Here is a 24377-nt window from a genome sequence, read left to right as displayed (position 1 = left end):
CGACACGCCCGGCATGCATAAGGCTACCCTCAATGGTTTAATTAAGAAGTTGCCTGTTTTGGGCTCGCATATTGGAATCAAAAAAGCGAGCGTAGGGCCAGCATTTCACCAGTGGATGTGTGGAAGCCTACGCACTGATGTGGTCGCCTTGGGGGACGTGTGTCCCTTGTGGCTCTTCGCCAGTGCCCTGTGACAGGTTGGTAAACAGTACAACAATCGCTAGAAAGGGCGGAAGGCAATGGCGGGACAGAAAATCCGCATCAGGCTTAAGTCCTATGACCATGAGGTCATCGACCAATCGGCGAAGAAAATCGTCGAAACGGTGACGAACGCGGGCGCTACTGTGGTAGGCCCGGTTCCGCTCCCGACGGAGAAGAACGTGTTCTGCGTTATTCGTTCTCCCCATAAGTACAAGGATTCTCGCGAGCATTTCGAGATGCGCACGCATAAGCGTCTCATCGACATCGTGGACCCGACCCCCAAGGCCGTGGACTCCCTGATGCACATTGATCTGCCTGCGGATGTCAACATCGAGATCAAGCTGTAAGGGAGGAGGAAACGTTATGTCGCAGCAAGCAAAGCGCACCGCACTGCTAGGCCGCAAGCTTGGCATGTCGCAGGTTTGGGACGAGAACGGTTTCTTCGTACCTGTTACGCTCGTCGATGTGTCCACCAATGTGGTGACGGCTGTTAAGACCGAGGAATCCGACGGCTACAAGGCCGTGCAGCTCGGCTATGGCCAGATCGATCCTACCAAGGTGACCAAGCCGATGGCTGGTCATTTCGCCAAGGCCGGCGTGACTCCGCGTCGCCACCTCGTTGAGGTGCGTACGGAGAACGTTGAGGAGTTCGAACCAGGTCAGGAACTGACCGCCGAGCTCTTCGCTGAGGGCGTTCAGGTGGATGTTACTGGCACCACCAAAGGTAAGGGCTTCGCCGGTACCATTAAGCGTTGGGGCTTCAAGTCCTATCGTCGTTCGCACGGCTCGCACAAGAACGAGCGTCGCCCCGGTTCCGTCGGCGCATGCGCAACTCCGAGCCGTATCCTCAAGGGCAAGCGCATGGCGGGTCGCATGGGTCATGTGACCTCCACGGTGCAGAACCTCACCATCGTTTCTTCGGATGTGGAGAACGGCATTCTCGCCATCAAGGGTGCCCTGCCGGGCCCCAAGGGCAGCATCGTTCTCGTCCGTTCGGCAGTGAAGGGAGCCTGATTAGCATGGCAAACATTACTCTGAACGTCACTGACGCTAAGGGCCAGAAGGCTGGCTCCGTTGAAGCGCCCGCTGAAATCTTCGGTTTTTCCGCTGAAGAGGTTCAGGCTCACGTTCCGCTGATCCATCAGGTCGTGGTGGCTCAGTTGGCTGCTGCTCGCCAGGGTACGCACGCGGTAAAGAACCGTGGCGCGGTTTCCGGCGGCGGTAAGAAGCCGTGGAAGCAGAAGGGTACCGGTCGTGCCCGTCAGGGCTCCATCCGCGCTCCGCAGTGGTATCACGGCGGCGTGGTGCATGGCCCGGTTCCGCGCAAGTACGATCAGCGCACCCCGAAGAAGATGAAGGCCGCTGCGCTGCGTTACGTGTTGTCCGATCGTTTCAACGCCGGACGTGTTGCCGTTGTGGACTTCGGTATCACCGATGCTCCGTCCACCAAGGCTGCCGTGTCGGTACTGACTCCGATTACGGAGAACAAGTTCACGACCGTGGTGTTGTCCCGCGACAACGTTAACGAGTGGCTGTCGGTGCGTAACATCCCGACCGTTCACCCGATTTTCGCTGATCAGCTCAACACCTATGATGTGGTCACCGCTCAGCACATCGTCTTCTCCAAGGAAGGCTTGGACGCGTTCCTTGAGGCGAAGGCCGAGCCGACGGTTAAGGAGGCCTGATTCAGATGGTCGCTATTCATAAGCCCGCATATGACGTCATCCTGAAGCCTGTCGTGTCGGAGAAGAGCTACGCGATCTCCGATCGCGGTCAGTACACCTTCGTGGTGGCTCCGGATGCAAACAAGGTGCAGATCAAGCAGGCTATTGAGGAAATCTTCAAGGTGAAGGTGACGAACGTCAATACTCTCAATCGCGCCGGCAAGCGTCAGCGCACGCGTACTGGTTTCGGCCAGCGTGTGAGCCAGAAGCGTGCCATCGTGACGGTTGCTGAGGGACAGACGATCGACATCTTCGGCAACTGAAGGCTAGCCGAGAAAGTCAAAGGAAGAACTACATTATGGCTATCCGCGTTTATAAGCCGACGACTGCAGGCCGTCGCAACGCTTCTGTTTCGGATTTCTCCGAGCTCACGCGTTCCACGCCTGAGAAGTCGCTGGTTCGCAAACTCAGCAAGACTGGCGGCCGTAACTCTTATGGCCGCATGACTTCCCGTCACCGTGGCGGTGGTCACAAGCGTCAGTACCGTCTCATCGATTTCCGTCGTTGGGATAAGGACGGAGTACCCGCGAAGGTCGCTCACATCGAGTACGACCCCAACCGTTCCGCTCGTATTGCGCTGCTCCACTATGCCGATGGCGAGAAGCGTTACATCATCGCTCCTGAAGGCATCAAGCAGGGCGACGTGATTGAGACGGGCGCCAAGGCCGATATCAAGCCGGGCAACAACCTGCCTCTGCGCAACATCCCGACCGGTACCGTGGTTCATGCCATTGAGCTGCGTCCGTTGGGCGGTGCGAAGATCGCGCGTTCCGCCGGTGCTTCGGTGCAGTTGGTTGCTAAGGATGGTGCTTACGCTCAGCTGCGTATGCCGTCCGGCGAGATCCGTAACGTGGACGCTCGCTGCCGCGCCACTGTTGGTGAGGTCGGCAACTCCGACCACGCCAACATCCAGCTCGGTAAGGCCGGTCGTGCGCGTTGGATGGGCAAGCGTCCGATCACCCGTGGTGAGTCCATGAACCCTGTCGATCACCCGCACGGCGGTCGTACCCGCGGTGGCAAGCCGCCGGTTTCTCCGTGGGGCAAGGGCGAGGTTCGTACCCGTCGTCCGAAGAAGGCTTCGAACAAGATGATTGTTCGTCGTCGTCCGAATGGTAAGAACCGCAAGTAAGGGAGTGTCGAGAAGATGACTCGTAGCATCAAGAAGGGCCCCTTCGTCGACGCCCACCTGCAGAAGAAAGTCGACGAGCAGAACGAGAAGGGCACGCACAACGTCATCAAGACGTGGTCACGCCGTTCGATGATCACCCCTGATTTCATCGGACACACCTTCGCCGTTCACGATGGTCGCAAGCATGTGCCGGTGTTCGTCACCGAGTCCATGGTTGGACACAAGCTCGGTGAGTTCGCCCCCACGAAGACCTTTAAGGGTCACGTGAAGGACGACAAGAAGGCACGCCGCTAAAGGTAGGAGAGTAAAGACACATGGAAGCTAAAGCAATCGCTCGTCACGTCCGCGTGACGCCGCGCAAGGCTCGCCGCATGGTCGACCTCATCCGAGGCAAGCAGGCGGTCGAAGCCATCACCATTCTCAAGTTCGCTCCGCAGGATGCATCGGTTCCGGTGCTCAAGGTCCTGGAGAGCGCCATCGCGAACGCTCGCGTGAAGGCCGAACGTGCCGGCGAGTCGTTCCGCGAGAACGACCTGGTCATCAAGGAGACCTTTGTGGATGAGGGTGTGACGCTCAAGCGTTTCCGCGCTCGTGCACAGGGCCGTGCCGCTCGTATCAACAAGCGCACGAGCCACATCACGGTCGTCGTCGCTAGCAAGGAAGGAGCCCGCTAAAGATGGGTCAGAAGATTAATCCCTTTGGCTATCGCCTGGGCATCACTGAAAACCACCGTTCCAAGTGGTTCTCCGACTCCAACAAGGCTGGCGAACGTTACCGTGACTTCGTGCTCGAAGATGACGCCATCCGCAAGGCCATGAGCAAGGACCTCGAGCGTGCGGGCGTGTCCCGTATCGTTATCGAACGTACTCGTGACCGCGTACGCGTGGATATCCACACCGCTCGTCCGGGCATCGTGATCGGTCGCCGTGGTGCGGAAGCCGAGCGCGTTCGCGCGAAGCTCGAGAAGCTCACCGGCAAGCAGGTTCAGCTCAACATCTTCGAAGTGAAGAATGCCGCGCTGGACGCTCAGCTGGTGGCTCAGGGCATCGCCGAGCAGCTGACCAACCGCGTTACGTTCCGTCGCGCCATGCGCAAGGCTCAGCAGGATGCCATGCGCGCTGGTGCCAAGGGTATCCGTATCAAGCTCTCCGGCCGTCTCGGCGGTGCGGAAATGAGCCGTTCCGAGTTCTATCGTGAGGGTCGCGTCCCGCTGCAGACTCTCCGTGCCTTGATTGATTATGGCTTCTTCGAGGCCAAGACCACGTACGGCCGTATCGGCGTCAAGGTCTGGATCTACAAAGGCGATATGACCGAACGTGAGTTTGAAGAGCAGCAGGCTCAGCAGGGCAACAACCGTCCTGGACGTCGCAATGATCGTCGTCCTCGTCGCGGTGCTCGTCCCGCCGCTCAGCAGAATGCCGCCGAGGCCGCCACCGCGACCGAAGCCGCTCCGGCTGAAGCTCCTGCCGCAACGGAAACAAAGGAGTGAGCTGATGCTTATCCCAAAGAGGACCAAATATCGTAAGCAGCACCGTCCTACCCGTGGCGGTATGTCCAAGGGCGGCAACGAGATCGCGTTCGGCGATTTCGGTATTCAGGCTCTGGCTCCGGCTTACGTGACGAACCGTCAGATCGAGGCCGCTCGTATCGCCATGACTCGTTACATCAAGCGTGGTGGTCGCGTGTGGATCACGATTTTCCCGGATCGTCCGTTGACGAAGAAGCCGCTTGGTACCCGAATGGGTTCCGGTAAAGGTACTCCGGAATTCTGGATTGCCAACGTGCACCCCGGTCGCGTGATGTTCGAGATCGGTGGTGTTTCCGAGGAGGTTGCGCGCGAGGCTCTGCGCCGCGCTATCGACAAGCTCCCCATGAAGTGCCGTGTTATTGCTCGTGAAGGCGGTGACATCTGATGTCAGTCGGAACTGCAGACTACACCATCAAGAATCTCAACGAGAAGACCAATGCTGAGATCGAGGGCTTCTTGAAGAAGTCCAAGGAAGAGCTGTTCAACCTGCGCTTCCAGTCGGCTACCGGTCAGCTCGAAAACACCGCGCGCCTCAAGGCGGTCAAGCACGATATCGCCAGGATGTACACGGTTCTGCGCGAACGTGAGCTCGGCATTAGCCAGGCCCCCGAGGCGACCGATACGAAAGCTGAGGAGAAGTAATGGCTGAAGAGCGTAACTTCCGCAAGGTTCGTCGCGGTTACGTCGTGTCCGACAAGATGGATAAGACGATTTCCGTCGAGCTCGAGCAGCGTTCGACCCACCCGCTGTATGGCAAGGTCGTTCGTTCCACCCGCACGGTCAAGGTCCATGATGAACACAACGACGCGCATATTGGCGACCTCGTGAGTATTATGGAGACTCGGCCCTTGAGCAAGACCAAGCGTTGGCGTCTCGAAAGCATTATCGAGCGCGCCAAGTAATACCAGTTCGGCAAGGCTCCGCGAGACACCCTGCTTAGGCAGGGTGCTCGGGGAGAACCAGCTCGGCTAAGGAGAATCAAATGATTCAGCAGGAAACGCGGCTTCATATCGCCGACAACACGGGTGCCAAGGAAATCCTGGCCATCCGAGTGCTCGGCGGATCGAAGCGACGCTATGCCGGCATTGGCGACGTGATCGTCGCCACCGTCAAGGACGCGATCCCTGGCGGGTCGGTTAAGAAGGGCGATGTGGTGAAGGCCGTCGTCGTCCGTACCGTTAAGGAACATCGCCGTGTCGATGGTTCCTACATCAAGTTCGACGAGAACGCCGCCGTGATTCTCGGCTCCGGCCGTGAACCGAAGGGCACTCGTATCTTCGGACCGGTTGGTCGTGAATTGCGCGACAAGCGCTTCATGAAGATCGTGTCCCTCGCCCCGGAGGTGATCTGAGATGGTAGCCAAGATCAAGACCGGCGACCAGGTGAAGGTCATTCGCGGCAAGGACCGCGGCAAGGAAGGTACCGTGACCCGCGTGCTGCCCAACGATCGTCTGATCGTTGAGGGCGTGCAGATCGTCAAGAAGCACGTGCGTGCCACCCAGCAGGGTCAGCAGGCCGGCATCGTTGCCACCGAGGCTCCGATCCATCGCTCCAACGTGATGCTGATCGACCCGGAAACGAAGCAGCCCACCCGCGTTGGCGTCGTCATCAAGGAAGAGGCTCGTGACGGCAAGGTGAAGACTGTGCGCGTGCGCGTGGCCAAGAAGTCCGGAAAGGAGCTGGCATGAGCGATATCACTATCGAAGCGCCGGCAACTCCGCGCTTGAAGCAGCAGTACAAGGAGCAGATCGTTCCTGAGCTGGAGAAGGAGTTCCATTACTCCAACCCGATGCAGGTGGCTCGCGTGGAGAAGGTTGTCGTCTCCATGGGCGTTGGCGCCGCTGCCCGCGACTCCAAGCTCATCGAAGGTGCGATCAAGGACCTCACGCTGATTACCGGCCAGAAGCCCAAGGTCACCAAGGCCAAGAAGTCTGTTGCGCAGTTCCACCTGCGTGAGGGTCAGGCCATCGGTGCCTATGTGACGCTGCGTGGCGATCGCATGTGGGAGTTCTTGGATCGTCTGCTGACGCTGGCTCTGCCGCGTATCCGCGATTTCCGTGGTATTAGCGGCGAGCAGTTCGACGGTCAGGGCAACTACAACTTTGGTCTGACTGAGCAGTCCATGTTCCACGAGATCGATCCCGATTCGATCGATCATCAGCGTGGTATGGACATCACCGTGGTGACCAGCACCAAGGACGACACCGAAGCTCGTGCGCTGCTCAAGCACTTGGGCTTCCCGTTCAAGGAGAACTGATATGGCAAAAACCGCTCTGAAGAACAAGGCGGCCGCTAAGCCGAAGTTCAAGGTTCGCGCGTACACGCGCTGCCAGGTGTGCGGTCGTCCCCACTCCGTCTACCGCAAGTTCGGTCTGTGCCGCATCTGCCTTCGTGAGAAGGCTCACCGTGGCGAGCTGCCCGGAGTTACGAAGTCCAGTTGGTAAACATCGACGCTGAAGGTCCGCGGCCCGAGCGCTGTAGTGCGTGAGGGCGGCGGAAACCACGGCGAGAAAGGGCACTAGCCCACATGACAATGACAGATCCAATCGCAGATATGCTTACGCGTCTGCGTAACGCGAGCGCGGCAAAGCACGAAACCGTGGATATGCCGTACTCCAAGTTCAAGGCGAACATTGCTGAGATTCTGAAGCGTGAAGGCTACATCAAGGACTTCACCGCTAAGGAAGCCAAGGTCGGTCAGACCTTGGAAATCACGCTGAAGTATGGTCGTAATGGCGAACGTTCCATTCAGGGCATCAAGCGTATTTCCAAGCCCGGTCTGCGTCGCTATGCTAAGTCCGACGCGCTGCCCATGCCGTTGGGCGGTCTCGGCATCGCGATTATCTCGACCAGCTCGGGATTGTTGACTCAGAAGGAATGCCTCGACCGGGGCATCGGCGGCGAAATCGTCGCTTTCGTGTGGTGAGAAAGGAGAGCTGACACATGGCATCGCATATTGGTAAGCTCCCCATCGCCATCCCGGCAGGTGTGGAAGTCAAGATTGATGGTCAGAACTTCTCGGTCAAGGGACCGAAGGGCTCTGACTCCTACGAAATCCCCGCAGGCGTCACCGCCACGGTCGAGAACAACGAGATCGTGTTGGTCCCCGCTGACGACACTCGTCCTACCCGCGCTATGCACGGCCTGAGCCGGTCACTGATTGCCGGCAAGGTCAAGGGCGTGCACGAGGGGTACGCCAAGACGCTTGACATCATTGGTACCGGTTACCGCGCCGTGATGAAGGGCAAGGGCATCGAGTTCTCGCTCGGTTATTCGCACACTATCACCGTTGAGCCTCCGGCAGGCATCGAGTTCGAGCTGCCGAACCCCAACCAGGTGATCGTCAAGGGCACCGACAAGCAAGCTGTTGGTCAGGTTGCCGCGAATATCCGTGCGCTGCGTGCTCCCGAACCATACAAGGGCAAGGGCATCAAGTACTCTGATGAGCGTATCCTGCGCAAGGCTGGAAAGGCTGGTAAGTGATATGACCGTCCAGATTTTCGGTAAAGGCAAGAAGATTGCGCGCTTGCGTCGTCATGCGCGTATTCGCAAGCGCATCATGGGTACCCCAGAGCGTCCGCGTCTCGTGGTTACCCGTTCCAACCGTCACATGGTGGCTCAGATTGTTGATGACACCAAGGGCATCACGCTGGTGAGCGAGTCGACATTGATGGCCGACTTCGCTGGTTTCCAGGGCACAAAGGTCGAAGCGGCCAAGAAGGTTGGCGAGCTGGTGGCCAAGAAGGCTCAGGAAGCTGGCATCACCGCTGTCGTGTTCGACCGTGGCGGCAACAAGTATCATGGCCGCGTCGCAGCTGTTGCTGAGGGCGCCCGTGAGGGAGGTCTGGCACTGTGAGCGACAACGAGAAGGAAACCCCAGTGGTGGAAGAAACTCAGAACACTCAGGCAACGGCCGAGGAGCGCAACGAGGATCGCAAGAACCGTCGCGGTCAGCGTGGTGAGGGTCGTCGCGGCGAGCGTCGCAACCGTCGTGAGGAAAACCACGGCGACGAGCTGCTCGATCGCGTGGTGACCATCAACCGCGTCTCCAAGACCCACAAGGGTGGTCGTACGTTCAGCTTCGCTGCTCTGGTAGTGGTGGGCGACGGCAACGGCACCGTGGGCGTCGGATACGGCAAGTCCCGTGAGGTTCCCGCGGCTATCGCCAAGGGCCAGCTGGATGCCAAGAAGCACATGTTCACTGTGCCCCGCATCAAGGGCACCATCACCCATCCGGTGATTGGTCACGATGCTGCCGGCACTGTGCTGCTGCGTCCGGCTGCTCCGGGTACTGGTGTTATCGCCGGTGGTCCGGTTCGCGCCGTCATGGAGTGCGCTGGCATCTCTGACATTCTAAGCAAGTCGATGGGCTCGGCCACCGCGGTGAACGTGGTGCGTGCCACTGTCGATGCGCTGAAGAAGCTGGAAGAGCCGGAGGAGATCGCCGCTCGCCGTGGAATGTCCCTCGAAGAGGTGGCTCCCGACGCGTTGCTGCGTGCTCGCGCCGAGGGCATCGCCGAGGCTCGTAAGGCTCGCGAAGAGGCTCAGGCCAAGGCTGCCGCTGCTCAGAAGGATGGTGAGTGATGGCTAAGAACCTGAAGATTACATTGGTGCATGGCGTCGTCGGTGCCAATCCCAAGCAGCGCGCGACGGTGCAGAGCCTCGGTCTGCGTAAGATTGGTCAGAGCGTGGTCCGTGAGGACACCGGTTCGAATCTGGGCATGATCCAGACGGTGCGCCATCTGGTTACCGTGGAGGAGGCAGACTGATTATGGCTAACGAAGAGACCACAATCCTGCAAATGCACGATCTGCGTCCTGCGCCGGGTGCCAAGAAGAGCCGTACCCGCGTTGGCCGTGGTGAAGGCTCCAAGGGCAAGACCTCGGGTCGTGGCGACAAGGGTACGAAGAAGCGTTATCAGGTGCGTCCTGGCTTTGAAGGCGGCCAGTTGCCGCTGTACATGCGTTTGCCGAAGCTACGTGGCTTCAAGAGCCCCTTCAAGAAGGAGTTCCAGGTAGTCAACGTTGAGGCTTTGGTGCGTTTGTTCCCTGAGGGTGGCGAGATTACCGTCGCTGACTTGGTGGCCAAGGGCGCTGTTCGTGCCAACCAGCCGGTGAAGATTCTGGGTGAAGGCGAGACAAGCATCGCGTTCACGCTTAAGGGCGTGAATGCTTCTGCTTCCGCTAAGTCCAAGATCGAAGCTGCTGGCGGTTCGATTGTCGAAGACTGATTGTCTACGATAGTATGAGGGGCTTCTCTCCGAGTCTGCTCGGGGGGAAGCCCCTTGTCGTAGATAAGACATGCGCGTCGAAAAGCCACGAAGGTAGACGCTGTAGGCTAGACTGGTGAGCTAGAGTTTGTTTACTTGTCGATATGCGCCAGTTCGCATAGGTTAAGGGAAGGAACCCCAACGTGAGGACGTTAATCCAGGCCTTTCGCACTAAGGAGCTGAGAAAGAAAATCCTTTTTGTGATTGGCATGATCATCATCTACCGCATCGGCTCGTTTATCCCGATTCCCGGTGTGGATTACACGGTAGTGCAGCAGTGTGTGAGTACGATCTCCAATAACCAGGAGAACTTTGTTGGTTTGGTGAATCTGTTCTCCGGTGGTGCGATGCTCCAGCTGTCCATCTTCGCGCTGGGTGTTATGCCGTACATCACCGCTTCTATCGTTATCCAGCTGCTGCGTGTGGTGATTCCGCGCTTTGAGGCGCTACATAAGGAGGGCCAGTCCGGCGAAGCCAAGCTGACCCAGTATACTCGTTATCTGACCATTGGACTTGCGGTGCTGCAGTCCACCACAATTCTGGTCACCGCTCGTTCCGGCGCGCTGTTCAACTATCAGTGCTCACAGGTAATTCCCGACGGCAGCGTGTGGAACTTGATCGTTATGCTCTTCATCATGACCGGCGGCACCGGCCTGATTATGTGGATGGCTGAGTTGATTACCGACAAGGGCATTGGTCAGGGTATGTCCATCTTAATCTTCATGTCCATCTGCGCCGGCTTCCTGCCGAAGCTGTGGGAGATCGGCTGGGGCACCAATGGCACTGATGGAAACTGGACCAAGTTTGGTATCGTGGTTGGCGTCTTCCTGGTGATTCTTGTGTTGGTCGATTTCGTCGAACTCTCTCAGCGCCGTATTCCGGTGCAGTACACTCGCCGCATGATTGGTCGTAAGATGTATGGCGGTTCTTCCACGTACTTGCCGCTGAAAATTAACATGAGCGGTGTTATCCCACCGATCTTCGCGTCCTCCATTTTGGCGATTCCGACGCTGATCGCACAGTTCGGCGATAGCAGCCAAAGCTGGGTGCAGTGGATCAACACCAATCTGGCGAATACGACGTCGGTATGGTACATCGCGCTGTATGCGTTGATGATTGTATTCTTCTGCTTCTTCTACACCTCGATTACCTTCAACCCTGATGAAACTGCCGACAATATGAAGCAGTACGGTGGCTTCATCCCCGGTATCCGTGCTGGCAGTGCCACCAGCCGTTATCTGAGCTATGTGATGAATCGCCTCAATACGGTTGGTGCGGTCTACCTGCTGTTCGTGGCATTGATTCCTACGGCGCTGATCATGATGCTGGACTTGAGCACCAAGCTGCCGTTCGGAGGTACCACGATTCTGATCATCTCTGGTGTCGGCTTGGATACGCTGCGTCAGGCCAAGGCACAGACGGAGCAGTACCAGTACGCTGGATTCCTGTTCGAAAACACTGATCACGTCGAGGGCAAGTAAGCCTGAACGGGGCCGGACGCGACATCGTGTCCGGCCCCGCGTCGTGAGGGCTTGCAACAATACGGCTGTACAACCGAAAAAATGTAGAGAAGGATAAAGATTATGCGACTGCTGATTATGGGTCCGCAAGGTGTCGGCAAGGGCACGCAGGCTGCGCTGTTGAGCGAGCATTATGGCATTCCCGCTATTTCCACCGGTGATATCTTCCGCTACAACCTGAAGAATCAAACTGAGCTGGGCAAGCAGGCGCAAGCGTATATCGATCGCGGTGAATTGGTGCCCGACGAGCTGACTAACAGCATCGTGAAGGATCGTTTGGCCATGGAGGATGCCAGCAAGGGGTGGATTCTTGACGGGTATCCGCGCAATATGGCGCAGGTGGAAGCGCTGGATGCCATGCTGGCGGAGTTGGGCACACCATTGGATCACGCTGTGGCTCTGGAAGCCTCGCGTGATGTGTTGCTTGCGCGTATGACCAAGCGCGCTGCCGAGCAGGGACGTTCCGACGACACTCCGGAAGTCATTGCGAAGCGCTTGGAAACCTATGAGCGCGAAACCGCACCGCTACTCGATGTGTATGAGCAGCGAGGTATCTTGCTCAACGTGGATGGCGTCGGTGATATCGACGACATTTCGCGTGGCATTATCGCAACGCTGGGGGAGTGAACCGCTCTGCAATACCATAGCCGTGATTGCAACACGCCGAGTGTGTTGCAATCACGGCTTATCTTGTATTATTGGAATTTGGCGTGTCTTTTTAGACATGTCGTACCAGTAATCCAGCCAAAGGACAGAAACGAAGGCTCATGGCAAAAGACGGTGTGATAGAAGTCGAAGGTCGAGTTGTCGAAGCGTTGCCTAACGCAATGTTTCGCGTCGAACTTGAGAATGAACATATCGTGTTGGCGACTATTTCTGGCAAGATGCGGAAGAATTACATCCGTATTTTGCCTCAGGATCGTGTTGTCTTGGAAATGAGTCCTTACGATTTGACCCGCGGTCGTATTACGTACCGTTACAAGTAAGGTACATAGCAAAGGAAAACCATGAAGGTCAGCCCTAGTGTGAAGAGGATCTGCGAAAACTGCCGCGTGATCCGTCGTCACGGCCGCGTCATGGTGATCTGCATCAACCCGCGCCACAAGCAGCGTCAGGGCTGAGCAGATTCCAGCGGCATAAGAGAACAGGCGCTGAGTCACAGCGACAGCTGAACCCCGGGTACGCAGGCCCGGGCCGGGGAACCGGAGGACTCGGTGCAAGACCTGCGGAGAACAGTAAGGAATCGCAATGGCACGTCTTGCCGGAGTCGACATCCCCAATGAGAAGCGTATCGAGATTGCGCTTACCTACATCTTTGGTGTGGGTCGCACTCGCGCTAAGGAAACGCTTGCCGCGACCGGTATCAATCCGGATATTCGCGTCAAGGATCTGACGGATGAGCAGCTGATTACGCTGCGTGACTACCTCGAAGGTAACTATAAGATCGAAGGTGATTTGCGTCGTGAGATCGACGCGGACATCCGCCGTAAGATCCAGATTAACTGCTACCAAGGCCAGCGTCACCGCAAGGGACTTCCTGTGCGCGGTCAGCGCACCAAGACCAACGCCCGCACCCGTAAGGGTCCGAAGCGCACGGTCGCCGGAAAGAAGAAGGCCACCAAGTAGTCGGTGGCATAGCCAGGGCCACGGGGTAACATCCATCGCCTTGGCAATAGGAAACATTCGTTATTAGGAAACGAGGGTCAATTGGCAGCTACGAAGCAAGCCTCGCGCAAGCCGCGTCGCCGGGACCGCAAGTCGGTGCCGGTTGGGCAGGCGCACATCAAGTCCACTTTTAACAACACCATTATCTCCATCACGGATCCTTCCGGGGCCGTTGTGTCCTGGGCATCCGGTGGCGATGTCGGCTTCAAGGGCTCACGTAAGTCCACGCCGTACGCCGCTGGTATGGCTGCTGAGTCCGCCGCCCGTAAGGCGATGGACCATGGCGTCAAGAAGGTTGACGTGTTTGTCAAGGGCCCGGGTTCCGGTCGCGAGACCGCTATCCGTTCCCTGCAGTCCGCTGGGCTCGAGGTTGGTTCCATTACCGACGTCACCCCGCAAGCGCACAACGGCGTTCGTCCCCCGAAGCGCCGCCGCGTCTGAGCACTAGAAGCAATTATTCGTCCAACGTGCCGATGGCTGGTGAGTGCACCGCCAGCCAAAAGCTGAAAGGATACCACAGTGCTTATCGCACAGCGTCCGACACTTACCGAGGAATCTATTAACCCTCAGCGTTCTCGCTTCGTCATCGAGCCTCTCGAGCCTGGCTTCGGCTATACGCTTGGCAACTCGCTGCGCCGTACGCTCCTGAGCTCCATCCCTGGAGCGGCTGTGACTTCGGTGCGCATCTCTGGTGCCCTGCACGAGTTCACCACGTTGCCGGGAGTCGAGGAAGATGTCACCGAGATTCTGCTGAACATCAAGAGCATCGTGCTGACCAGCGAATACGATGAGCCGGTGGTCATGTATCTGCGTAAGAACGGCAAGGGAGAGGTCACCGCCGGTGACATCACGCCGCCTGCCGGTGTTACGGTCGCCAATCCGGAGCTGCATATTGCTACGCTCGCGGAAGATGGCGAGCTGGAAGTCGAGTTCACGGTCGAGCGTGGCCGTGGCTACGTTCCGGCGCAGATGAACAAGCAAGAGAATGATGAGATTGGTCGCATTCCGGTCGATTCGATTTATTCTCCGGTGCTCAAGGTGAGCTATAAGGTCGAGGCTACCCGTGTCGAACAACGCACGGATTTCGACCGGCTCATCTTGGATGTGGAGACCAAGCCCGCCATTGCTCCGCGTGATGCGGTGGCTTCCGCTGGTTCGACGTTGGTCGAACTGTTCGGTCTATGCCGCGAACTCAATGTTCAGGCAGAGGGCGTCGAGGTCGGTCCTGCTCCGGTCGTCGAAGAGGCGAACCCGGAGATGGCCGTGCCGATTGAGGAGTTGAACCTGACGCAGCGCAGCTACAACTGCCTGAAGCGTGAGGGCATTCATTCCGTCGGCGAATTGGTCGCCCATACCGAGCAGGATTTGCTCGACATTCGCAATTTCGGTATGAAGTCCATCGACGAGGTCAAGGAAAAGCTGCAGACGCTGGGTCTGTCGCTGAAGGCTTCGCCGCTTGGTTTTGATGCCGCCAATCTCGAAGGTGGTACGTTCTTCTCTCCGGAAGACGACTGATCTTCAACAACCGCTCCGGGGAATCGGATGTTCGGGCGCATGCCCACCTGGTTCCCCGAGGCAATAAGGAGTTAACATGCCTACACCCAAGAAGGGTCCCCGTCTGGCCTCGAGTCCGGCGCACGAGCGCCTGATGCTGGCGAACATGGCCACCAGCCTGTTCCAGAACGGTCGCATCGTGACCACGCTGCCGAAGGCCAAGCGCCTCCGTCCGCTGGCCGAACGCCTGATTACGTTCGCCAAGCGTGGCGATCTGCACTCGCGTCGTCGCGTGATGCGCGTGATTCGCAATAAGTCGGTTGTCCATGTGCTGTTCACGCAGATTGCGGAGCAGATGGAGCAGCGTGAGGGTGGCTACACCCGTATTGTGAAGATCGCTCCGCGTCGTGGTGATTCCGCGCCGCAGGCGATTATCGAGCTGGTGACCGAGCCGGTGAGCCCGAAGAAGGCCGTGGTGAAGGAAGCCGAAGCTGCCGTGAAGGTTGCCGAAAAGGCTCAGGTCGAAGAGCCTACGGTCGAGGCTGAGGTGGAAAACACCGCCGAGCAGACCGAGGAGTGACCTCACCGCTGATACAGCGTTAGGGGCGGGCGTGTTAGTTAACGAACACGCCCGCCCCTGTGTTATCTACAACAGATGTGTGTGCAACGAACATCCGGCCGATATGTCTGTCATAGACGCCGCACTATGCTTGGCATGATGGCAGCTTTGTGTGATAGGGGATACGCATAGCGTAGTTGGTGCGCTGCATTACGGATGTATCTCGAAAGTGACACGGAATGATACGCGGTGCGGATCATTGGTATGTACGGTCGTGCGCCTGCATAGCCGGCTCCCCGCGCGAGGCCGGCTTCGATACCGGTTCCGCGTATGTACGGTCGTGCGCCTGCATGGCCGGCTCCCCCGGAAGCATGTGCCGTTCGTAGATATGAGATCGATGGTTTAGCCATAGCGGGTGCACATATAACAGCGGACGGGTGGTGAGTCCGTCCGCTGAAACAGTGTCACACGCGACTTCGTAAATATTGCATTCATGCGCGATGGTTGTCGGTGTGTCAGGATTCGCGCGAGGCCTTCACCCGTAACGAAGCGCACAGACCGCAGGCGATGAGCACCATGGCGGATGCCAGTGTCCATTGTGAGGCATGGGTGAATCCGGCGGCCATCATGTCGGCGACATGTATGGTAGCCTCGCCAAACTTGCCATGGGCGCCTTGTGCGCGCAATGCCGGAATGACGGTACCGGCGGATGCTGCCAAGCTTTCGCTTAAGCCCGTTGCCAAACCGTTGCTGATACCGGCAATACCTTGCAATGATGCGGGAACGGTATGGGTGATAACGCCGGACAAGACACTGCCGGCCAGTGCTGCGCCAACGGCGGATCCACATTGACGAATAGTGGATTGTGTTGCGGAAGCCTGCCCTGATTGCGCCACCGGAACATCGGCGAGTACGAGGCTGGTGAGCTGAGCCGAGGCGAGTCCCAGTCCGAATCCGTACAGGGCAAGCACGAGTGACAATGCCCATACAGTAATCGATGTGCCCATCATGGCAATCGCTAGGCCAATGCCAACTATTTCGATGCATAAGCCTAGGCGCACGGTTGCCGCCGGTCCGATTGAGCTGGCAAAATGGCGGGCCAGACCGCCGGAAACCAATGCACCCAATGCGAGAATGGCCAGGATGGCGCCAGCGCCCAACGAGCTCATGCCGCGAACATTAATGAGATACAGCGGTAGGACGAAGACGGCGATCATTTCGCCGGAGAACACTGCGCCGGCCGCGAGGTTGCCCCAGGCGAACGCCGGGAACCGGAACAGCGTAACATCGAGAATAACCAGCTTGTGCTGTCCGATGCGACGGTGTTCATGCATTATGGCGATGACCAGTAACACCACGCCGGTTGCAAGGCAGCAGGGGATGGGTGAGATGGGCCAAGTGCTGGGCCAAGTGAAGGCAGCGAGGGTGAAATCGCGTTGAGGGCTCCACCATCCATAGTCTTGTCCTTCGATGAGGGCGAATACCACGGCAGCGGCGCCAACCGCGAGCAGTATGAGTCCGATAAAATCAGAACGGATGGATGAGGTTGTTTCGTGCCGCTCGTCGGAGCGCGTTTCGGGAACGAATCGCCACGCGCCGTAACATGCAATCAGACCCAGTGGAATGTTGACGAGGAAAATCCAACGCCAGCCGACGGTGGTGGTGAGAATGCCGCCAAGCAGTGGTCCGATGGCGGCGGCGCTAGCCATGACAGCTCCCCATACGCCGAATGCGACGGCGCGGGCTTTGCCGCGGAATGCTGCGGATACGGTAGAGAGTGTGGAGGGCATGATGAAGGCGCCGCCGATTCCCTGCACGGCTCTTGCAATGAGGAGTATGGCGCCGTTGGCGGCTCCCGCGGCCAAGCCGGAGCCGGTCATGAAGATCACCAGTCCGATGAGGAAGAGGTTGCGTCGTCCGTGCATATCACCGAGTTTGCCTGCCGGCAGCAGCAGCGCGGCGAGGATAATGCTGTACAGTGAGGTGATCCACTGTGCGTCGGTGAGGTTGATATTGATGGCGTCGATAATGGTGGGCAGCGATACGTTCACGATGGAGCTGTCCAGGATGATGAGCGCTAGACCTAGGGCCAGGACCCATAGGGCGTTCCAGGGCGCGGGAGTTTCGTCGTGTGATGACGTATGGGTGGTTGGGGAATTCATAAGGCAACTTTTCCGAGAAGGGTTCGCGCTAGGTGCGTCGAACCGTCGATGATGTTATATTGAGACAGGATGTCCCTATGATTGCGACTATATGTCGCTAAGTTCTGCAAGGCAAGTTGATGGGCATGTCGCGGCGAGTCAGGACAAGGAGGAAAAGTGCCCAAGATCAGTGAAGCCACGGTGAAGGCGCACCATGATAAGGTTGAGCGTGCTTTGGTAGATGCCGCCGAATCCATACTGCGAGAGTCTGGACGCGAGGCGCTGACGAGTGCTGCGGTGAGCGCGCAAGCAGGCATCGCAAGAAACTCGATTTACCGCTATGTCAACACCGTCGATGAATTATGCGCGATGGTGGTGCAACGTCATGTACCGTTATGGCATCATGCCTTGACGGAGGCCTTGCGTCAGGCGGGCACACCGCAGGAAGCGGTGGCGATATGGGCGAGGGTGAACATGGAACAGGCGTCGGTGCATGGACATGCGTGGTTGATGCGGCTGTATGGCGTATTACGCGAACGGCAAGAGGGCGAAGGGTGTCCTGTGCTCGCTTCATCCTACGGTGAGGCAGGCGACGCGGCAGAGCGTGATGCTCAGCATTGCAATATCGAAGGGCCATTGCTGCGAGCATGGCAACAGTTGCGGCCGCACGATCCGCAGCTTGGCGTGGAATTGACGCGTGCGTTGGTGCGTGGCGGCATGCATGCGGCGCAGGTTGCGCGAGAACAGGCGAATGTCGATGATTGTGAGGACAAAGCCCGTGCGATAACTCAAGATGTTGAGCGTGCGGTGCGCGCACTTGCCGCAACCTTGAGCGAGGAGGTGAACAATGCGCCTGCGCTGTGATTGCGCGTATGATGGCAGCCAGTTTTTCGGATGGGCACGGCAGCCGCAGCTGCGCACGGTACAAGGGGTGATCGAGGATGCGATGGCAATGGTGCTGCGCGCCGACGAGCAGGAGCGTGCGTGTTTGCGCTTGACCGTTGCTGGGCGTACGGACACTGGTGTACATGCACGTCACCAGGTATGCCATGTCGATATCGAACCCGAGATGCTTGACCGTTGCGTGGGCCATATGGCCGTGGATGGGGCCGTCGCATTGCAACGTCGTCTGCGTCATGTGCTGCCCGACGATGTGTGCATCCATGCGGTCAGCGAAGCCCCGGATGGATTTGACGCGCGTTTTTCGGCATTGGAGCGAACCTACGTCTATCGCATATGTGACGATCCGGAACTGCTCGATCCTCGTTTGCGTTCGATGGTGCTGCCGGTCTGCACGCCATTGGATATGGATGCGATGAATGAGGCTGCTGCCTTGATGCTGGGGTTGCATGATTTCGGTTCGTTTGCCACCGCGAATCCGCATGGTACGACAATCCGTGAGGTGAAGGCTGCGCATTGGCAGCGTGTGCCGATCGAGCCACTTGGCGTGGCTCCCGTACGACTTGGACATAACGGTGATTATGTGGTGTCCCATGTGGAAGGCGGGTTGCTGTGCTTCACGATCGTGGCCGATGCCTTTGCCCATAATATGGTGCGCTCGCTGGTCAATGCCTGCGTGCAGATTGGTATGGGACGCAAAACGTTGTCGTGGTTCGCGGACAAAATGGCGCATCCGCTGCGTGAAGGGTCGACGGGCCCTATCGCTCCGGGTGGGCTTACTTTGGAACACGTGGCGTATCCGCCGGATGATCAACTGGCGTTACGGGCGCAATCGATCCGTGCAAAACGTACATTGCCACAATCCCATGTGAGCTGATGTGTGCGCCTTTTCGCTGTGTGCGACACTTCGATGCGGCACGCCACTTGCGTAACGCGAAATGTATGTAATAATGGACAAGTTGCTTTATGTGACATGGATGAGTGTCCGAGCGGTCTAAGGAGCACGCCTCGAAAGCGTGTGAGGGCGAACCCCTCCGCGAGTTCGAATCTCGCCTCATCCGCCATCGATCCCGAAGTTTCGCACTTGGTGCGGCTTCGGGATTTTGTTTACATGTATGATGTTGTCCTATGGTTGACAACTATTGCTTCAGCAGTAGCGCTTCGACGCAAGGGTAGCCGTAATGGAACGCGCCCATGAGTCGATTCGCAACCAAGGACGCTACAACAATAAGGCTATCGCCGCGTTGCGTTGCGGTGGCGTTCGGCGCGGCATCCGAGGCAAGGGAGGCAGTGCTGGTGGCGGCGAGTAGTTCGCGCGCGCAATCCATTTCCACCGCTGCGGTGGTTGGGGCCGCGATGCCGCGATTGTCCACCACGGTGTCTGGATGATGTAGCAGGTCCTTGACATCGTAGACTTTGCGGCGCGTATCGGTAGCGCTACCGGCGGAGATGAGTTGTTGGGCGGTTGCCTTATGTATGTCGCTCATGGATACCGCTTGCTCGGCGCCGGAGCGAGGCGCCAGTACCTCCCATGCGAAGCCTGCGCGGTCTTCCGCCAATGCAAGCGAACCCAGGGCTTGGGGGGAGAGGACGGCGTTGGTCCAGCCATCGAGACGTTGTGGCGCATATGCTACCGAAGCGGTCCCGGCGGCAGAGAAGTCAAGATGCCAATGGTCGGCGATGGTGCTGGCCAGATACTGCGATTCGGCGCTGCGTACCGCGCCTTCCTGAAAACGCCCCGAACATTGGGAGGCGACATTGAGCCAGTCGCGTTGTGCCCGTTGCGCATAAACGAATCGCAGCATTGCCGGAGTCGACGCATCGAGCGATAGGGTGCGATTTCGATTCGCGCGTTCGTATACTACTTCGCAGGAGGTGCGCGATTGTGCCGCCTCATCCTTGCCGTCGATGCGTGGCATGGCGCAGCCTGACAGCACCAGCGTCATCGTGGTGCAGATTGCCGTGACGAGATGGCGACAATGACGGCGTTGCACGGTGTTTGCGCGAAGCGAAGGTGTCTGCATAGCCACCTAGACTAATAGTTGACTGTGACCATATGGGCGCAACGCTCGGACCGTAACTTCAAGTATCTACACATAACTTCATAGGAGGTCTTCCACATGGAACTAGACCTGGCAGGTATGCATCAGCTGGCCGCCGAACAGGGGATCGACTCCCAAACGCTGGACGCCGCATTGTGTGAGGCTTTGCAACTTGCATACGGCAAAACGCCCCATGCAGCGAAACACGCGCGTGTCGAACTTGACGAACGCGCTGGTTCGTTCGTGGTGTGGGCCCGCGACGAGATTACCGCGGAACCGACCGAAGACAATCCGTATCCGACGGTCACCTTGGGTGAGGAATATGACGACACTCCAAAGGATTTCGGACGTCTTGCGGCCGCCACGGCCCGTCAGGTGATTATGCAACTGTTCCGCAAAGCGGAGGACGATAAGATTTTTGGCGCATTTTCCGGGCAGAAAGGTCGTTTGATTACCGGTATCGTCCAGCAGGATGCCAAGGATCCATCGAACGTACACATCGCCGTTGGCGACGTCGAAGCCTTGCTGCCGCGCCGTGAACAGGTTCCCGGCGAGCGTTACCGCCATGGTGAACGTCTGCGCGTGTTCGTGGTGAATGTGTCGCGCGGATTGAAGGGGCCGGAAATCGTGGTGTCTCGTTCCCATCCGGATTTGGTGCGTCGCTTGTTTGAGCGCGAAGTGCCGGAATTGGTGTCGGGAGCGGTGTCCATCATGTCTGTCGCCCGTGAGGCCGGCGCGCGTACGAAGATTGCGGTGCGAGCGAATACCGCTGGCGTGAACCCGAAGGGTGCATTGATTGGCCCCGGTGGCGCACGTGTGCGTGCCGTGATGGAGAATCTGGGTGCCGAGAAAATCGATATTGTGGATTGGTCTGATGATCCGGCGAAGTTTGTTGCCGCAGCGCTGTCTCCGGCCGTTGCCACGGATGTGCGTGTTATGAGCGAGAAGAATCAAACCGCCATTGCCTTCATCCATGACGATCAGCTGTCGTTGGCCATCGGCAAAGAAGGCCAGAATGCTCGTTTGGCGGCAAAGCTGACCGGTTGGAAGATCGGCATCGAATCGGCGGACGCTCACCGTCCGTCCGAAGTTCGGGAACAAGCCTGACCATACGGGTAAGCAGTGCAGTGACTCGCGGCGGTGAACACATCCACAGCCGCGAGTATGCTGAACAACGCCGGGTGGCGCACCGTGCGCCGAACTCCCGGTAGACATCAGAGGTATACGATCATGGTTCAGCGATGAGACAGGGTAACGCCGTCATCACAAGGTGACCGCGTGCGCATGCACGCGGCGCAGAATAGGAGAAAGAGTGCCGAAAGCACGCGTGTATGATTTAGCCAAGGAATTTGGCGTTGATAGCAAGACTGTTCTTGAGAAGCTCAAGGACATGGGGGAGTTCGTAAAGTCCGCCTCATCGACAGTCGAACCACCGGTGGCCCGCAAGTTGCGGTCCGCGTTCCAAGAAACTAAGCCGCAGGAAGCCGCGCCCAAACCGCAGGCCGCTCGCAAACCGAACGCTAAGACGGTTACGTCCAAGCCTGCCGCAGCACCCAAGCCTGCCGCAACGTCGAGCAACGCAGAACAGGTAAGCGCACCGTCTGTCTCTCCGGCGAAGAGTGCTCCTAAGCCGGGGCAGCGTGCGGCCAAACCGGTCGCTTCCAAGCCCGCTGCTTCGAATACCGAGCGTGCGGCTGCGCCGCGTCCTGCCGCGCCCAAGCCGCAGGCTCCGCGTCCTGCCGCGACTCCGGGTACGGGGTCGCGTCCTCATGCTGCGAATGGTCCGCGTCCGGGCAACAATCCGTTTAGCCGCAAGCAGGGCATGCGCACCCCGACTCCGGGAGATATTCCGCGTCCGCATCCGATGTCCCGTCCGAATGCGAATAACGCGTCCGGTGAAGGCGGGCGTGGTCGTGGACCGCGCCCGGGTCAAGGAGCCGGCGGTCGTTCGGGCTTCCGTGGCGGCCGTCCAGGACAGGGATCGCAAGGCGCCAAGCCGGGCCAGTGGGGTCAGCATCGTCCGGCCCAGAGCAGCTCATCGGGTCGTCCCGCTCCGGGGGGCGGCAACCGTTTCGGCAGTGGCAATGGCGGTGGCTTCCAAGGTGGAGGCGCGCCTAATAGCGGACCGTCCCGCGGTGGCGGTCGCGGTCGCGGTGGTGCTGCCGGAGCTTTTGGACGTCAGGGAGGCAAGTCCTCGAAGGCGCGTAAGAATCGTTTAGCCAAGCGCCAGGAATTCGAGGAGATGAAAGCGCCGGTTATCGGCGGTGTGCGCATTCCCGCCGGTAACGGTCAGACCATCCGCTTGCGTCAGGGTGCGTCGTTGGCGGATTTGGCGGAGAAGATTAACGTCAATCCGGCGGCGTTGGTGACGGTGCTGTTCCATCTTGGCGAGATGGCGACCGCCACGCAGTCGTTGGACGAGTCCACCTTCCAGATTCTTGGCGAGGAAATCGGCTGGAACATCAAGATTGTGTCTGCCGAGGAAGAAGACAAGGAGCTGCTGCAGCAGTTCGACATCAATCTCGATGAGGAAGAACTGCAGGAAGACGAAGATTTGCAGCCGCACCCGCCGGTCGTCACGGTGATGGGCCATGTCGACCATGGTAAGACCCGACTGTTGGATACCATCCGCAAGACCAACGTCATCGCTGGCGAGGCCGGTGGCATTACCCAGCGCATTGGTGCCTATCAGGTGACGGTATCGCTGGAGGGCGAGCCGCGCAAGATCACGTTCCTCGATACTCCTGGTCACGAGGCGTTTACCGCCATGCGTGCCCGTGGCGCCGAGTTGACCGACGTCGCCATTTTGGTGGTGGCCGCCGATGACGGCGTGATGCCGCAGACCGTGGAGGCCATTAACCACGCCCAGGCCGCGCATGTGCCGATTGTGGTGGCGGTGAACAAGATCGATGTCGCCGGTGCGAACCCCGACAAGGTCCGTGGCCAGCTGACCGAGTTTGGTTTGGTGCCGGAGGAGTACGGCGGCAACACCATGTTCGTCGACATCTCCGCCAAGCAGGGACTGAATGTTGACAAGCTGCTGGAAGCGGTGTTGTTGACGGCTGATGCCGAGCTTGATTTGCGGGCGAATCCGGATATGGACGCTCGTGGTGCCACGGTCGAGGCCCGCCTCGACAAGGGCCGCGGGGCGGTGGCCACGGTGTTGGTCCAGTCGGGTACTCTGCGCGTCGGTGATGCGATCGTGGCGGGTACGTCCTATGGTCGCGTCCGTGCCATGTTGGACGAGAACGGTCATCAGATGAAGGAAGCCGGACCGTCCTCTCCGGTGCAGGTGCTTGGCTTGACGTCCGTGCCGACTGCTGGTGACCTGTTCCTGGTGGCGCCGGATGACCGTACCGCACGTCAGATTGCCGAGAAGCGTCAGGCTACGGAGCGTGCCGCCCAGTTGGCCAAGCGTCGCAAGATCGTGTCGCTGGAGAGCCTCAAGGAGCAGTTCGCCAAGTCCGAGGTCGATATGCTCAACATCGTCATCAAGGGTGATTCCTCTGGTTCGGTGGAAGCGCTGGAAGATTCCTTGATGAAGATCGAGGTGTCCGACGAGGTCGGTATCCAGGTCATTCACCGTGGCGTCGGTGCGATCACGCAGAACGATGTCAATCTGGCGACCGTCGATAAGGCCGTCATCATCGGCTTCAATGTGCGCCCGAACCGTCAGGTTGCCGATTTGGCGGAACGCGAAGGCGTGGAGATCAAGTACTACTCGATCATCTACAAGGCCATTGAGGATATCGAGGCTGCGTTGAAGGGCATGCTCAAGCCCGAATTCGAGGAAGTCACCACGTCACATTCAGAGATTCGCGAGATCTTCCGCTCGTCCAAGTTCGGCAACATCGCTGGTGTGTCCGTGCAGGATGGTGTGGTCAAGCGTGGCACCAAGTGCCGTATTCTGCGCAATGGCGTTGCCACGGTCAACGATTTGGAAATCTCCTCGCTGCGTCGCTTCAAGGACGACGTCACCGAAGTTCGCGAGGGCTACGAGGCTGGTATCAACCTCGGCAGCTTCAACGATATCGAAATCGGCGATATCATCGAGACCTTTGAAATGCAGGAGGTCGAGCGCAAGTAGCGTATTGCGCCAAAGCAGGTGGTGTGCCCGCGTCCGTCATGTACGGCCGCGGGCACAACGCGTTCTGGGAAGCGACCATGGTAGGCTGATTCGACAGCGAGTAGGAACGCCGTATGGCA

General features: G+C 58.6%; 35 protein-coding genes and 1 tRNA gene. 34 read left to right on the top strand and 2 right to left on the bottom strand.

Going from position 1 to position 24377, the window contains the following annotated elements:
- Positions 1-238: 238 nt before the first annotated feature.
- The 29 genes from rpsJ (at position 239) to rplQ (ending at position 15109) form a co-directional block, all read left to right on the top strand.
- Positions 239-547, top strand: a complete 309-nt coding sequence (rpsJ, locus tag AC1AWK_RS05370) for a 30S ribosomal protein S10 (RefSeq protein WP_003827292.1) — start codon at positions 239-241, stop codon at positions 545-547.
- 16 nt (positions 548-563) lie between these two features.
- Positions 564-1214, top strand: coding sequence for a 50S ribosomal protein L3 (gene rplC, locus AC1AWK_RS05365; protein WP_476568767.1), 651 nt, complete (start codon positions 564-566; stop codon positions 1212-1214).
- A 5-nt stretch (positions 1215-1219) separates the two neighbouring features.
- A complete protein-coding gene (rplD, locus tag AC1AWK_RS05360; RefSeq protein ID WP_476568765.1) occupies positions 1220-1885 on the top strand; it encodes a 50S ribosomal protein L4 in 666 nt (221 codons plus the stop codon).
- Between the two features lie 5 nt (positions 1886-1890).
- Positions 1891-2187: a 50S ribosomal protein L23 gene (gene rplW / locus AC1AWK_RS05355; protein ID WP_476568763.1), complete on the top strand. Its 297-nt coding sequence runs from the start codon at positions 1891-1893 to the stop codon at positions 2185-2187.
- 35 nt (positions 2188-2222) lie between these two features.
- Positions 2223-3053, top strand: coding sequence for a 50S ribosomal protein L2 (gene rplB, locus AC1AWK_RS05350; protein ID WP_476568761.1), 831 nt, complete (start codon positions 2223-2225; stop codon positions 3051-3053).
- Between the two features lie 15 nt (positions 3054-3068).
- Positions 3069-3347: a 30S ribosomal protein S19 gene (gene rpsS / locus AC1AWK_RS05345; RefSeq protein WP_003808025.1), complete on the top strand. Its 279-nt coding sequence runs from the start codon at positions 3069-3071 to the stop codon at positions 3345-3347.
- Positions 3348-3367: 20 nt separating this feature from the next.
- A complete protein-coding gene (gene rplV, locus AC1AWK_RS05340) occupies positions 3368-3727 on the top strand; it encodes a 50S ribosomal protein L22 (protein WP_476568759.1) in 360 nt (119 codons plus the stop codon).
- Positions 3728-3729: 2 nt separating this feature from the next.
- Positions 3730-4542, top strand: coding sequence for a 30S ribosomal protein S3 (gene rpsC, locus AC1AWK_RS05335; RefSeq protein ID WP_476568758.1), 813 nt, complete (start codon positions 3730-3732; stop codon positions 4540-4542).
- A gap of 4 nt (positions 4543-4546) precedes the next feature.
- Positions 4547-4966 carry a 50S ribosomal protein L16 gene (gene rplP, locus AC1AWK_RS05330; RefSeq protein ID WP_476568756.1) on the top strand — a complete coding sequence of 140 codons (420 nt, stop codon included), beginning with the start codon at positions 4547-4549 and terminating at the stop codon, positions 4964-4966.
- Entirely contained in the window at positions 4966-5223 is a 258-nt protein-coding gene (rpmC, locus tag AC1AWK_RS05325; RefSeq protein ID WP_476568754.1) for a 50S ribosomal protein L29, read from the top strand. Before rplP ends, rpmC begins: the two co-directional genes overlap by 1 nt.
- Positions 5223-5483, top strand: coding sequence for a 30S ribosomal protein S17 (gene rpsQ, locus AC1AWK_RS05320; RefSeq protein WP_003837360.1), 261 nt, complete (start codon positions 5223-5225; stop codon positions 5481-5483). Before rpmC ends, rpsQ begins: the two co-directional genes overlap by 1 nt.
- 80 nt (positions 5484-5563) lie before the next feature.
- The gene (rplN, locus tag AC1AWK_RS05315) at positions 5564-5932 is read left to right on the top strand and encodes a 50S ribosomal protein L14 (protein WP_476568751.1); all 369 of its coding nucleotides are present in this window, start codon (positions 5564-5566) and stop codon (positions 5930-5932) included.
- A gap of 1 nt (position 5933) precedes the next feature.
- A complete protein-coding gene (rplX, locus tag AC1AWK_RS05310; RefSeq protein ID WP_476568749.1) occupies positions 5934-6269 on the top strand; it encodes a 50S ribosomal protein L24 in 336 nt (111 codons plus the stop codon).
- Positions 6266-6838, top strand: coding sequence for a 50S ribosomal protein L5 (gene rplE / locus AC1AWK_RS05305; protein WP_476568747.1), 573 nt, complete (start codon positions 6266-6268; stop codon positions 6836-6838). The genes rplX and rplE overlap by 4 nt, the downstream gene beginning before the upstream one ends.
- Position 6839: 1 nt before the next feature.
- Complete coding sequence (locus AC1AWK_RS05300) at positions 6840-7025, top strand: type Z 30S ribosomal protein S14 (RefSeq protein ID WP_003808046.1); 186 nt, start codon at positions 6840-6842, stop codon at positions 7023-7025.
- Between the two features lie 83 nt (positions 7026-7108).
- The gene (rpsH, locus tag AC1AWK_RS05295) at positions 7109-7507 is read left to right on the top strand and encodes a 30S ribosomal protein S8 (RefSeq protein WP_476568745.1); all 399 of its coding nucleotides are present in this window, start codon (positions 7109-7111) and stop codon (positions 7505-7507) included.
- Between the two features lie 17 nt (positions 7508-7524).
- Positions 7525-8064, top strand: coding sequence for a 50S ribosomal protein L6 (rplF, locus tag AC1AWK_RS05290; RefSeq protein WP_476568743.1), 540 nt, complete (start codon positions 7525-7527; stop codon positions 8062-8064).
- Between the two features lies 1 nt (position 8065).
- A complete protein-coding gene (rplR, locus tag AC1AWK_RS05285; protein ID WP_476568741.1) occupies positions 8066-8437 on the top strand; it encodes a 50S ribosomal protein L18 in 372 nt (123 codons plus the stop codon).
- Positions 8434-9165 carry a 30S ribosomal protein S5 gene (rpsE, locus tag AC1AWK_RS05280; protein ID WP_476568739.1) on the top strand — a complete coding sequence of 244 codons (732 nt, stop codon included), beginning with the start codon at positions 8434-8436 and terminating at the stop codon, positions 9163-9165. The genes rplR and rpsE overlap by 4 nt, the downstream gene beginning before the upstream one ends.
- On the top strand, positions 9165-9350 hold the full coding sequence (gene rpmD, locus AC1AWK_RS05275; RefSeq protein ID WP_476568737.1) for a 50S ribosomal protein L30: 186 nt from the start codon (positions 9165-9167) through the stop codon (positions 9348-9350). The genes rpsE and rpmD overlap by 1 nt, the downstream gene beginning before the upstream one ends.
- Before the next feature lie 2 nt (positions 9351-9352).
- Positions 9353-9811 carry a 50S ribosomal protein L15 gene (rplO, locus tag AC1AWK_RS05270; RefSeq protein WP_476568736.1) on the top strand — a complete coding sequence of 153 codons (459 nt, stop codon included), beginning with the start codon at positions 9353-9355 and terminating at the stop codon, positions 9809-9811.
- A gap of 182 nt (positions 9812-9993) precedes the next feature.
- Entirely contained in the window at positions 9994-11331 is a 1338-nt protein-coding gene (gene secY / locus AC1AWK_RS05265) for a preprotein translocase subunit SecY (RefSeq protein ID WP_476568735.1), read from the top strand.
- Positions 11332-11433: 102 nt separating this feature from the next.
- The gene (locus AC1AWK_RS05260) at positions 11434-11997 is read left to right on the top strand and encodes an adenylate kinase (RefSeq protein ID WP_476568733.1); all 564 of its coding nucleotides are present in this window, start codon (positions 11434-11436) and stop codon (positions 11995-11997) included.
- A 140-nt stretch (positions 11998-12137) separates the two neighbouring features.
- Complete coding sequence (gene infA / locus AC1AWK_RS05255; protein WP_476568731.1) at positions 12138-12356, top strand: translation initiation factor IF-1; 219 nt, start codon at positions 12138-12140, stop codon at positions 12354-12356.
- Between the two features lie 21 nt (positions 12357-12377).
- Positions 12378-12491: a 50S ribosomal protein L36 gene (gene rpmJ / locus AC1AWK_RS05250; RefSeq protein WP_003842636.1), complete on the top strand. Its 114-nt coding sequence runs from the start codon at positions 12378-12380 to the stop codon at positions 12489-12491.
- Positions 12492-12618: 127 nt separating this feature from the next.
- Complete coding sequence (gene rpsM, locus AC1AWK_RS05245) at positions 12619-12996, top strand: 30S ribosomal protein S13 (RefSeq protein ID WP_003808138.1); 378 nt, start codon at positions 12619-12621, stop codon at positions 12994-12996.
- 81 nt (positions 12997-13077) lie between these two features.
- Positions 13078-13476 (top strand): 30S ribosomal protein S11, encoded by a 399-nt coding sequence (rpsK, locus tag AC1AWK_RS05240; protein ID WP_476568728.1) that lies wholly within the window; start codon positions 13078-13080, stop codon positions 13474-13476.
- A 78-nt stretch (positions 13477-13554) separates the two neighbouring features.
- Positions 13555-14550 carry a DNA-directed RNA polymerase subunit alpha gene (locus AC1AWK_RS05235; protein ID WP_476568726.1) on the top strand — a complete coding sequence of 332 codons (996 nt, stop codon included), beginning with the start codon at positions 13555-13557 and terminating at the stop codon, positions 14548-14550.
- 76 nt (positions 14551-14626) lie between these two features.
- Positions 14627-15109, top strand: coding sequence for a 50S ribosomal protein L17 (gene rplQ, locus AC1AWK_RS05230; protein ID WP_476568724.1), 483 nt, complete (start codon positions 14627-14629; stop codon positions 15107-15109).
- A gap of 494 nt (positions 15110-15603) precedes the next feature.
- Here the strand turns inward: rplQ and AC1AWK_RS05225 are convergent, their stop codons facing one another.
- Complete coding sequence (locus AC1AWK_RS05225; protein WP_476568722.1) at positions 15604-17250, bottom strand: MFS transporter; 1647 nt, start codon at positions 17248-17250, stop codon at positions 15604-15606.
- A gap of 156 nt (positions 17251-17406) precedes the next feature.
- On the opposite strand from AC1AWK_RS05225, the gene AC1AWK_RS05220 reads away from it, so the two are divergent.
- The 3 genes from AC1AWK_RS05220 to AC1AWK_RS05210 all read left to right on the top strand — a co-directional run bounded on the left by AC1AWK_RS05220 (position 17407) and on the right by AC1AWK_RS05210 (position 19193).
- Positions 17407-18093 carry a TetR/AcrR family transcriptional regulator gene (locus AC1AWK_RS05220; protein WP_476568720.1) on the top strand — a complete coding sequence of 229 codons (687 nt, stop codon included), beginning with the start codon at positions 17407-17409 and terminating at the stop codon, positions 18091-18093.
- Complete coding sequence (gene truA, locus AC1AWK_RS05215) at positions 18077-19006, top strand: tRNA pseudouridine(38-40) synthase TruA (RefSeq protein WP_476568718.1); 930 nt, start codon at positions 18077-18079, stop codon at positions 19004-19006. The genes AC1AWK_RS05220 and truA overlap by 17 nt, the downstream gene beginning before the upstream one ends.
- A gap of 98 nt (positions 19007-19104) precedes the next feature.
- Positions 19105-19193: transfer RNA gene (locus AC1AWK_RS05210), tRNA-Ser, on the top strand.
- A 75-nt stretch (positions 19194-19268) separates the two neighbouring features.
- On the opposite strand, the gene AC1AWK_RS05205 is transcribed toward AC1AWK_RS05210, so the two are convergent.
- A complete protein-coding gene (locus tag AC1AWK_RS05205; RefSeq protein ID WP_476568716.1) occupies positions 19269-20153 on the bottom strand; it encodes a hypothetical protein in 885 nt (294 codons plus the stop codon).
- Positions 20154-20249: 96 nt separating this feature from the next.
- Here AC1AWK_RS05205 and nusA point away from each other — a divergent pair, with 96 nt between their 5' ends.
- Both nusA and infB read left to right on the top strand, forming a co-directional pair.
- Entirely contained in the window at positions 20250-21278 is a 1029-nt protein-coding gene (nusA, locus tag AC1AWK_RS05200) for a transcription termination factor NusA (protein ID WP_476568714.1), read from the top strand.
- A gap of 205 nt (positions 21279-21483) precedes the next feature.
- Complete coding sequence (gene infB, locus AC1AWK_RS05195) at positions 21484-24258, top strand: translation initiation factor IF-2 (protein ID WP_476568712.1); 2775 nt, start codon at positions 21484-21486, stop codon at positions 24256-24258.
- Positions 24259-24377 lie beyond the last annotated feature (119 nt).

It is taken from the genome of Bifidobacterium sp. LH_491, from assembly GCF_056356495.1.
Note: the sequence above shows the minus strand (reverse complement) of the source record. Positions and strands in the feature narration are given on the sequence as shown.

Coding starts and splice junctions, on each gene's coding strand:
- rpsJ (WP_003827292.1), top strand. CDS start 239: ATGGCGGGACAGAAAATCCGCATCAGGCTTAAGTCCTATGACCATGAG.
- rplC (WP_476568767.1), top strand. CDS start 564: ATGTCGCAGCAAGCAAAGCGCACCGCACTGCTAGGCCGCAAGCTTGGC.
- rplD (WP_476568765.1), top strand. CDS start 1,220: ATGGCAAACATTACTCTGAACGTCACTGACGCTAAGGGCCAGAAGGCT.
- rplW (WP_476568763.1), top strand. CDS start 1,891: ATGGTCGCTATTCATAAGCCCGCATATGACGTCATCCTGAAGCCTGTC.
- rplB (WP_476568761.1), top strand. CDS start 2,223: ATGGCTATCCGCGTTTATAAGCCGACGACTGCAGGCCGTCGCAACGCT.
- rpsS (WP_003808025.1), top strand. CDS start 3,069: ATGACTCGTAGCATCAAGAAGGGCCCCTTCGTCGACGCCCACCTGCAG.
- rplV (WP_476568759.1), top strand. CDS start 3,368: ATGGAAGCTAAAGCAATCGCTCGTCACGTCCGCGTGACGCCGCGCAAG.
- rpsC (WP_476568758.1), top strand. CDS start 3,730: ATGGGTCAGAAGATTAATCCCTTTGGCTATCGCCTGGGCATCACTGAA.
- rplP (WP_476568756.1), top strand. CDS start 4,547: ATGCTTATCCCAAAGAGGACCAAATATCGTAAGCAGCACCGTCCTACC.
- rpmC (WP_476568754.1), top strand. CDS start 4,966: ATGTCAGTCGGAACTGCAGACTACACCATCAAGAATCTCAACGAGAAG.
- rpsQ (WP_003837360.1), top strand. CDS start 5,223: ATGGCTGAAGAGCGTAACTTCCGCAAGGTTCGTCGCGGTTACGTCGTG.
- rplN (WP_476568751.1), top strand. CDS start 5,564: ATGATTCAGCAGGAAACGCGGCTTCATATCGCCGACAACACGGGTGCC.
- rplX (WP_476568749.1), top strand. CDS start 5,934: ATGGTAGCCAAGATCAAGACCGGCGACCAGGTGAAGGTCATTCGCGGC.
- rplE (WP_476568747.1), top strand. CDS start 6,266: ATGAGCGATATCACTATCGAAGCGCCGGCAACTCCGCGCTTGAAGCAG.
- AC1AWK_RS05300 (WP_003808046.1), top strand. CDS start 6,840: ATGGCAAAAACCGCTCTGAAGAACAAGGCGGCCGCTAAGCCGAAGTTC.
- rpsH (WP_476568745.1), top strand. CDS start 7,109: ATGACAATGACAGATCCAATCGCAGATATGCTTACGCGTCTGCGTAAC.
- rplF (WP_476568743.1), top strand. CDS start 7,525: ATGGCATCGCATATTGGTAAGCTCCCCATCGCCATCCCGGCAGGTGTG.
- rplR (WP_476568741.1), top strand. CDS start 8,066: ATGACCGTCCAGATTTTCGGTAAAGGCAAGAAGATTGCGCGCTTGCGT.
- rpmD (WP_476568737.1), top strand. CDS start 9,165: ATGGCTAAGAACCTGAAGATTACATTGGTGCATGGCGTCGTCGGTGCC.
- rplO (WP_476568736.1), top strand. CDS start 9,353: ATGGCTAACGAAGAGACCACAATCCTGCAAATGCACGATCTGCGTCCT.
- AC1AWK_RS05260 (WP_476568733.1), top strand. CDS start 11,434: ATGCGACTGCTGATTATGGGTCCGCAAGGTGTCGGCAAGGGCACGCAG.
- infA (WP_476568731.1), top strand. CDS start 12,138: ATGGCAAAAGACGGTGTGATAGAAGTCGAAGGTCGAGTTGTCGAAGCG.
- rpmJ (WP_003842636.1), top strand. CDS start 12,378: ATGAAGGTCAGCCCTAGTGTGAAGAGGATCTGCGAAAACTGCCGCGTG.
- rpsM (WP_003808138.1), top strand. CDS start 12,619: ATGGCACGTCTTGCCGGAGTCGACATCCCCAATGAGAAGCGTATCGAG.
- rplQ (WP_476568724.1), top strand. CDS start 14,627: ATGCCTACACCCAAGAAGGGTCCCCGTCTGGCCTCGAGTCCGGCGCAC.
- AC1AWK_RS05225 (WP_476568722.1), bottom strand. CDS start 17,250: ATGAATTCCCCAACCACCCATACGTCATCACACGACGAAACTCCCGCG.
- truA (WP_476568718.1), top strand. CDS start 18,077: ATGCGCCTGCGCTGTGATTGCGCGTATGATGGCAGCCAGTTTTTCGGA.
- AC1AWK_RS05205 (WP_476568716.1), bottom strand. CDS start 20,153: ATGCAGACACCTTCGCTTCGCGCAAACACCGTGCAACGCCGTCATTGT.
- nusA (WP_476568714.1), top strand. CDS start 20,250: ATGGAACTAGACCTGGCAGGTATGCATCAGCTGGCCGCCGAACAGGGG.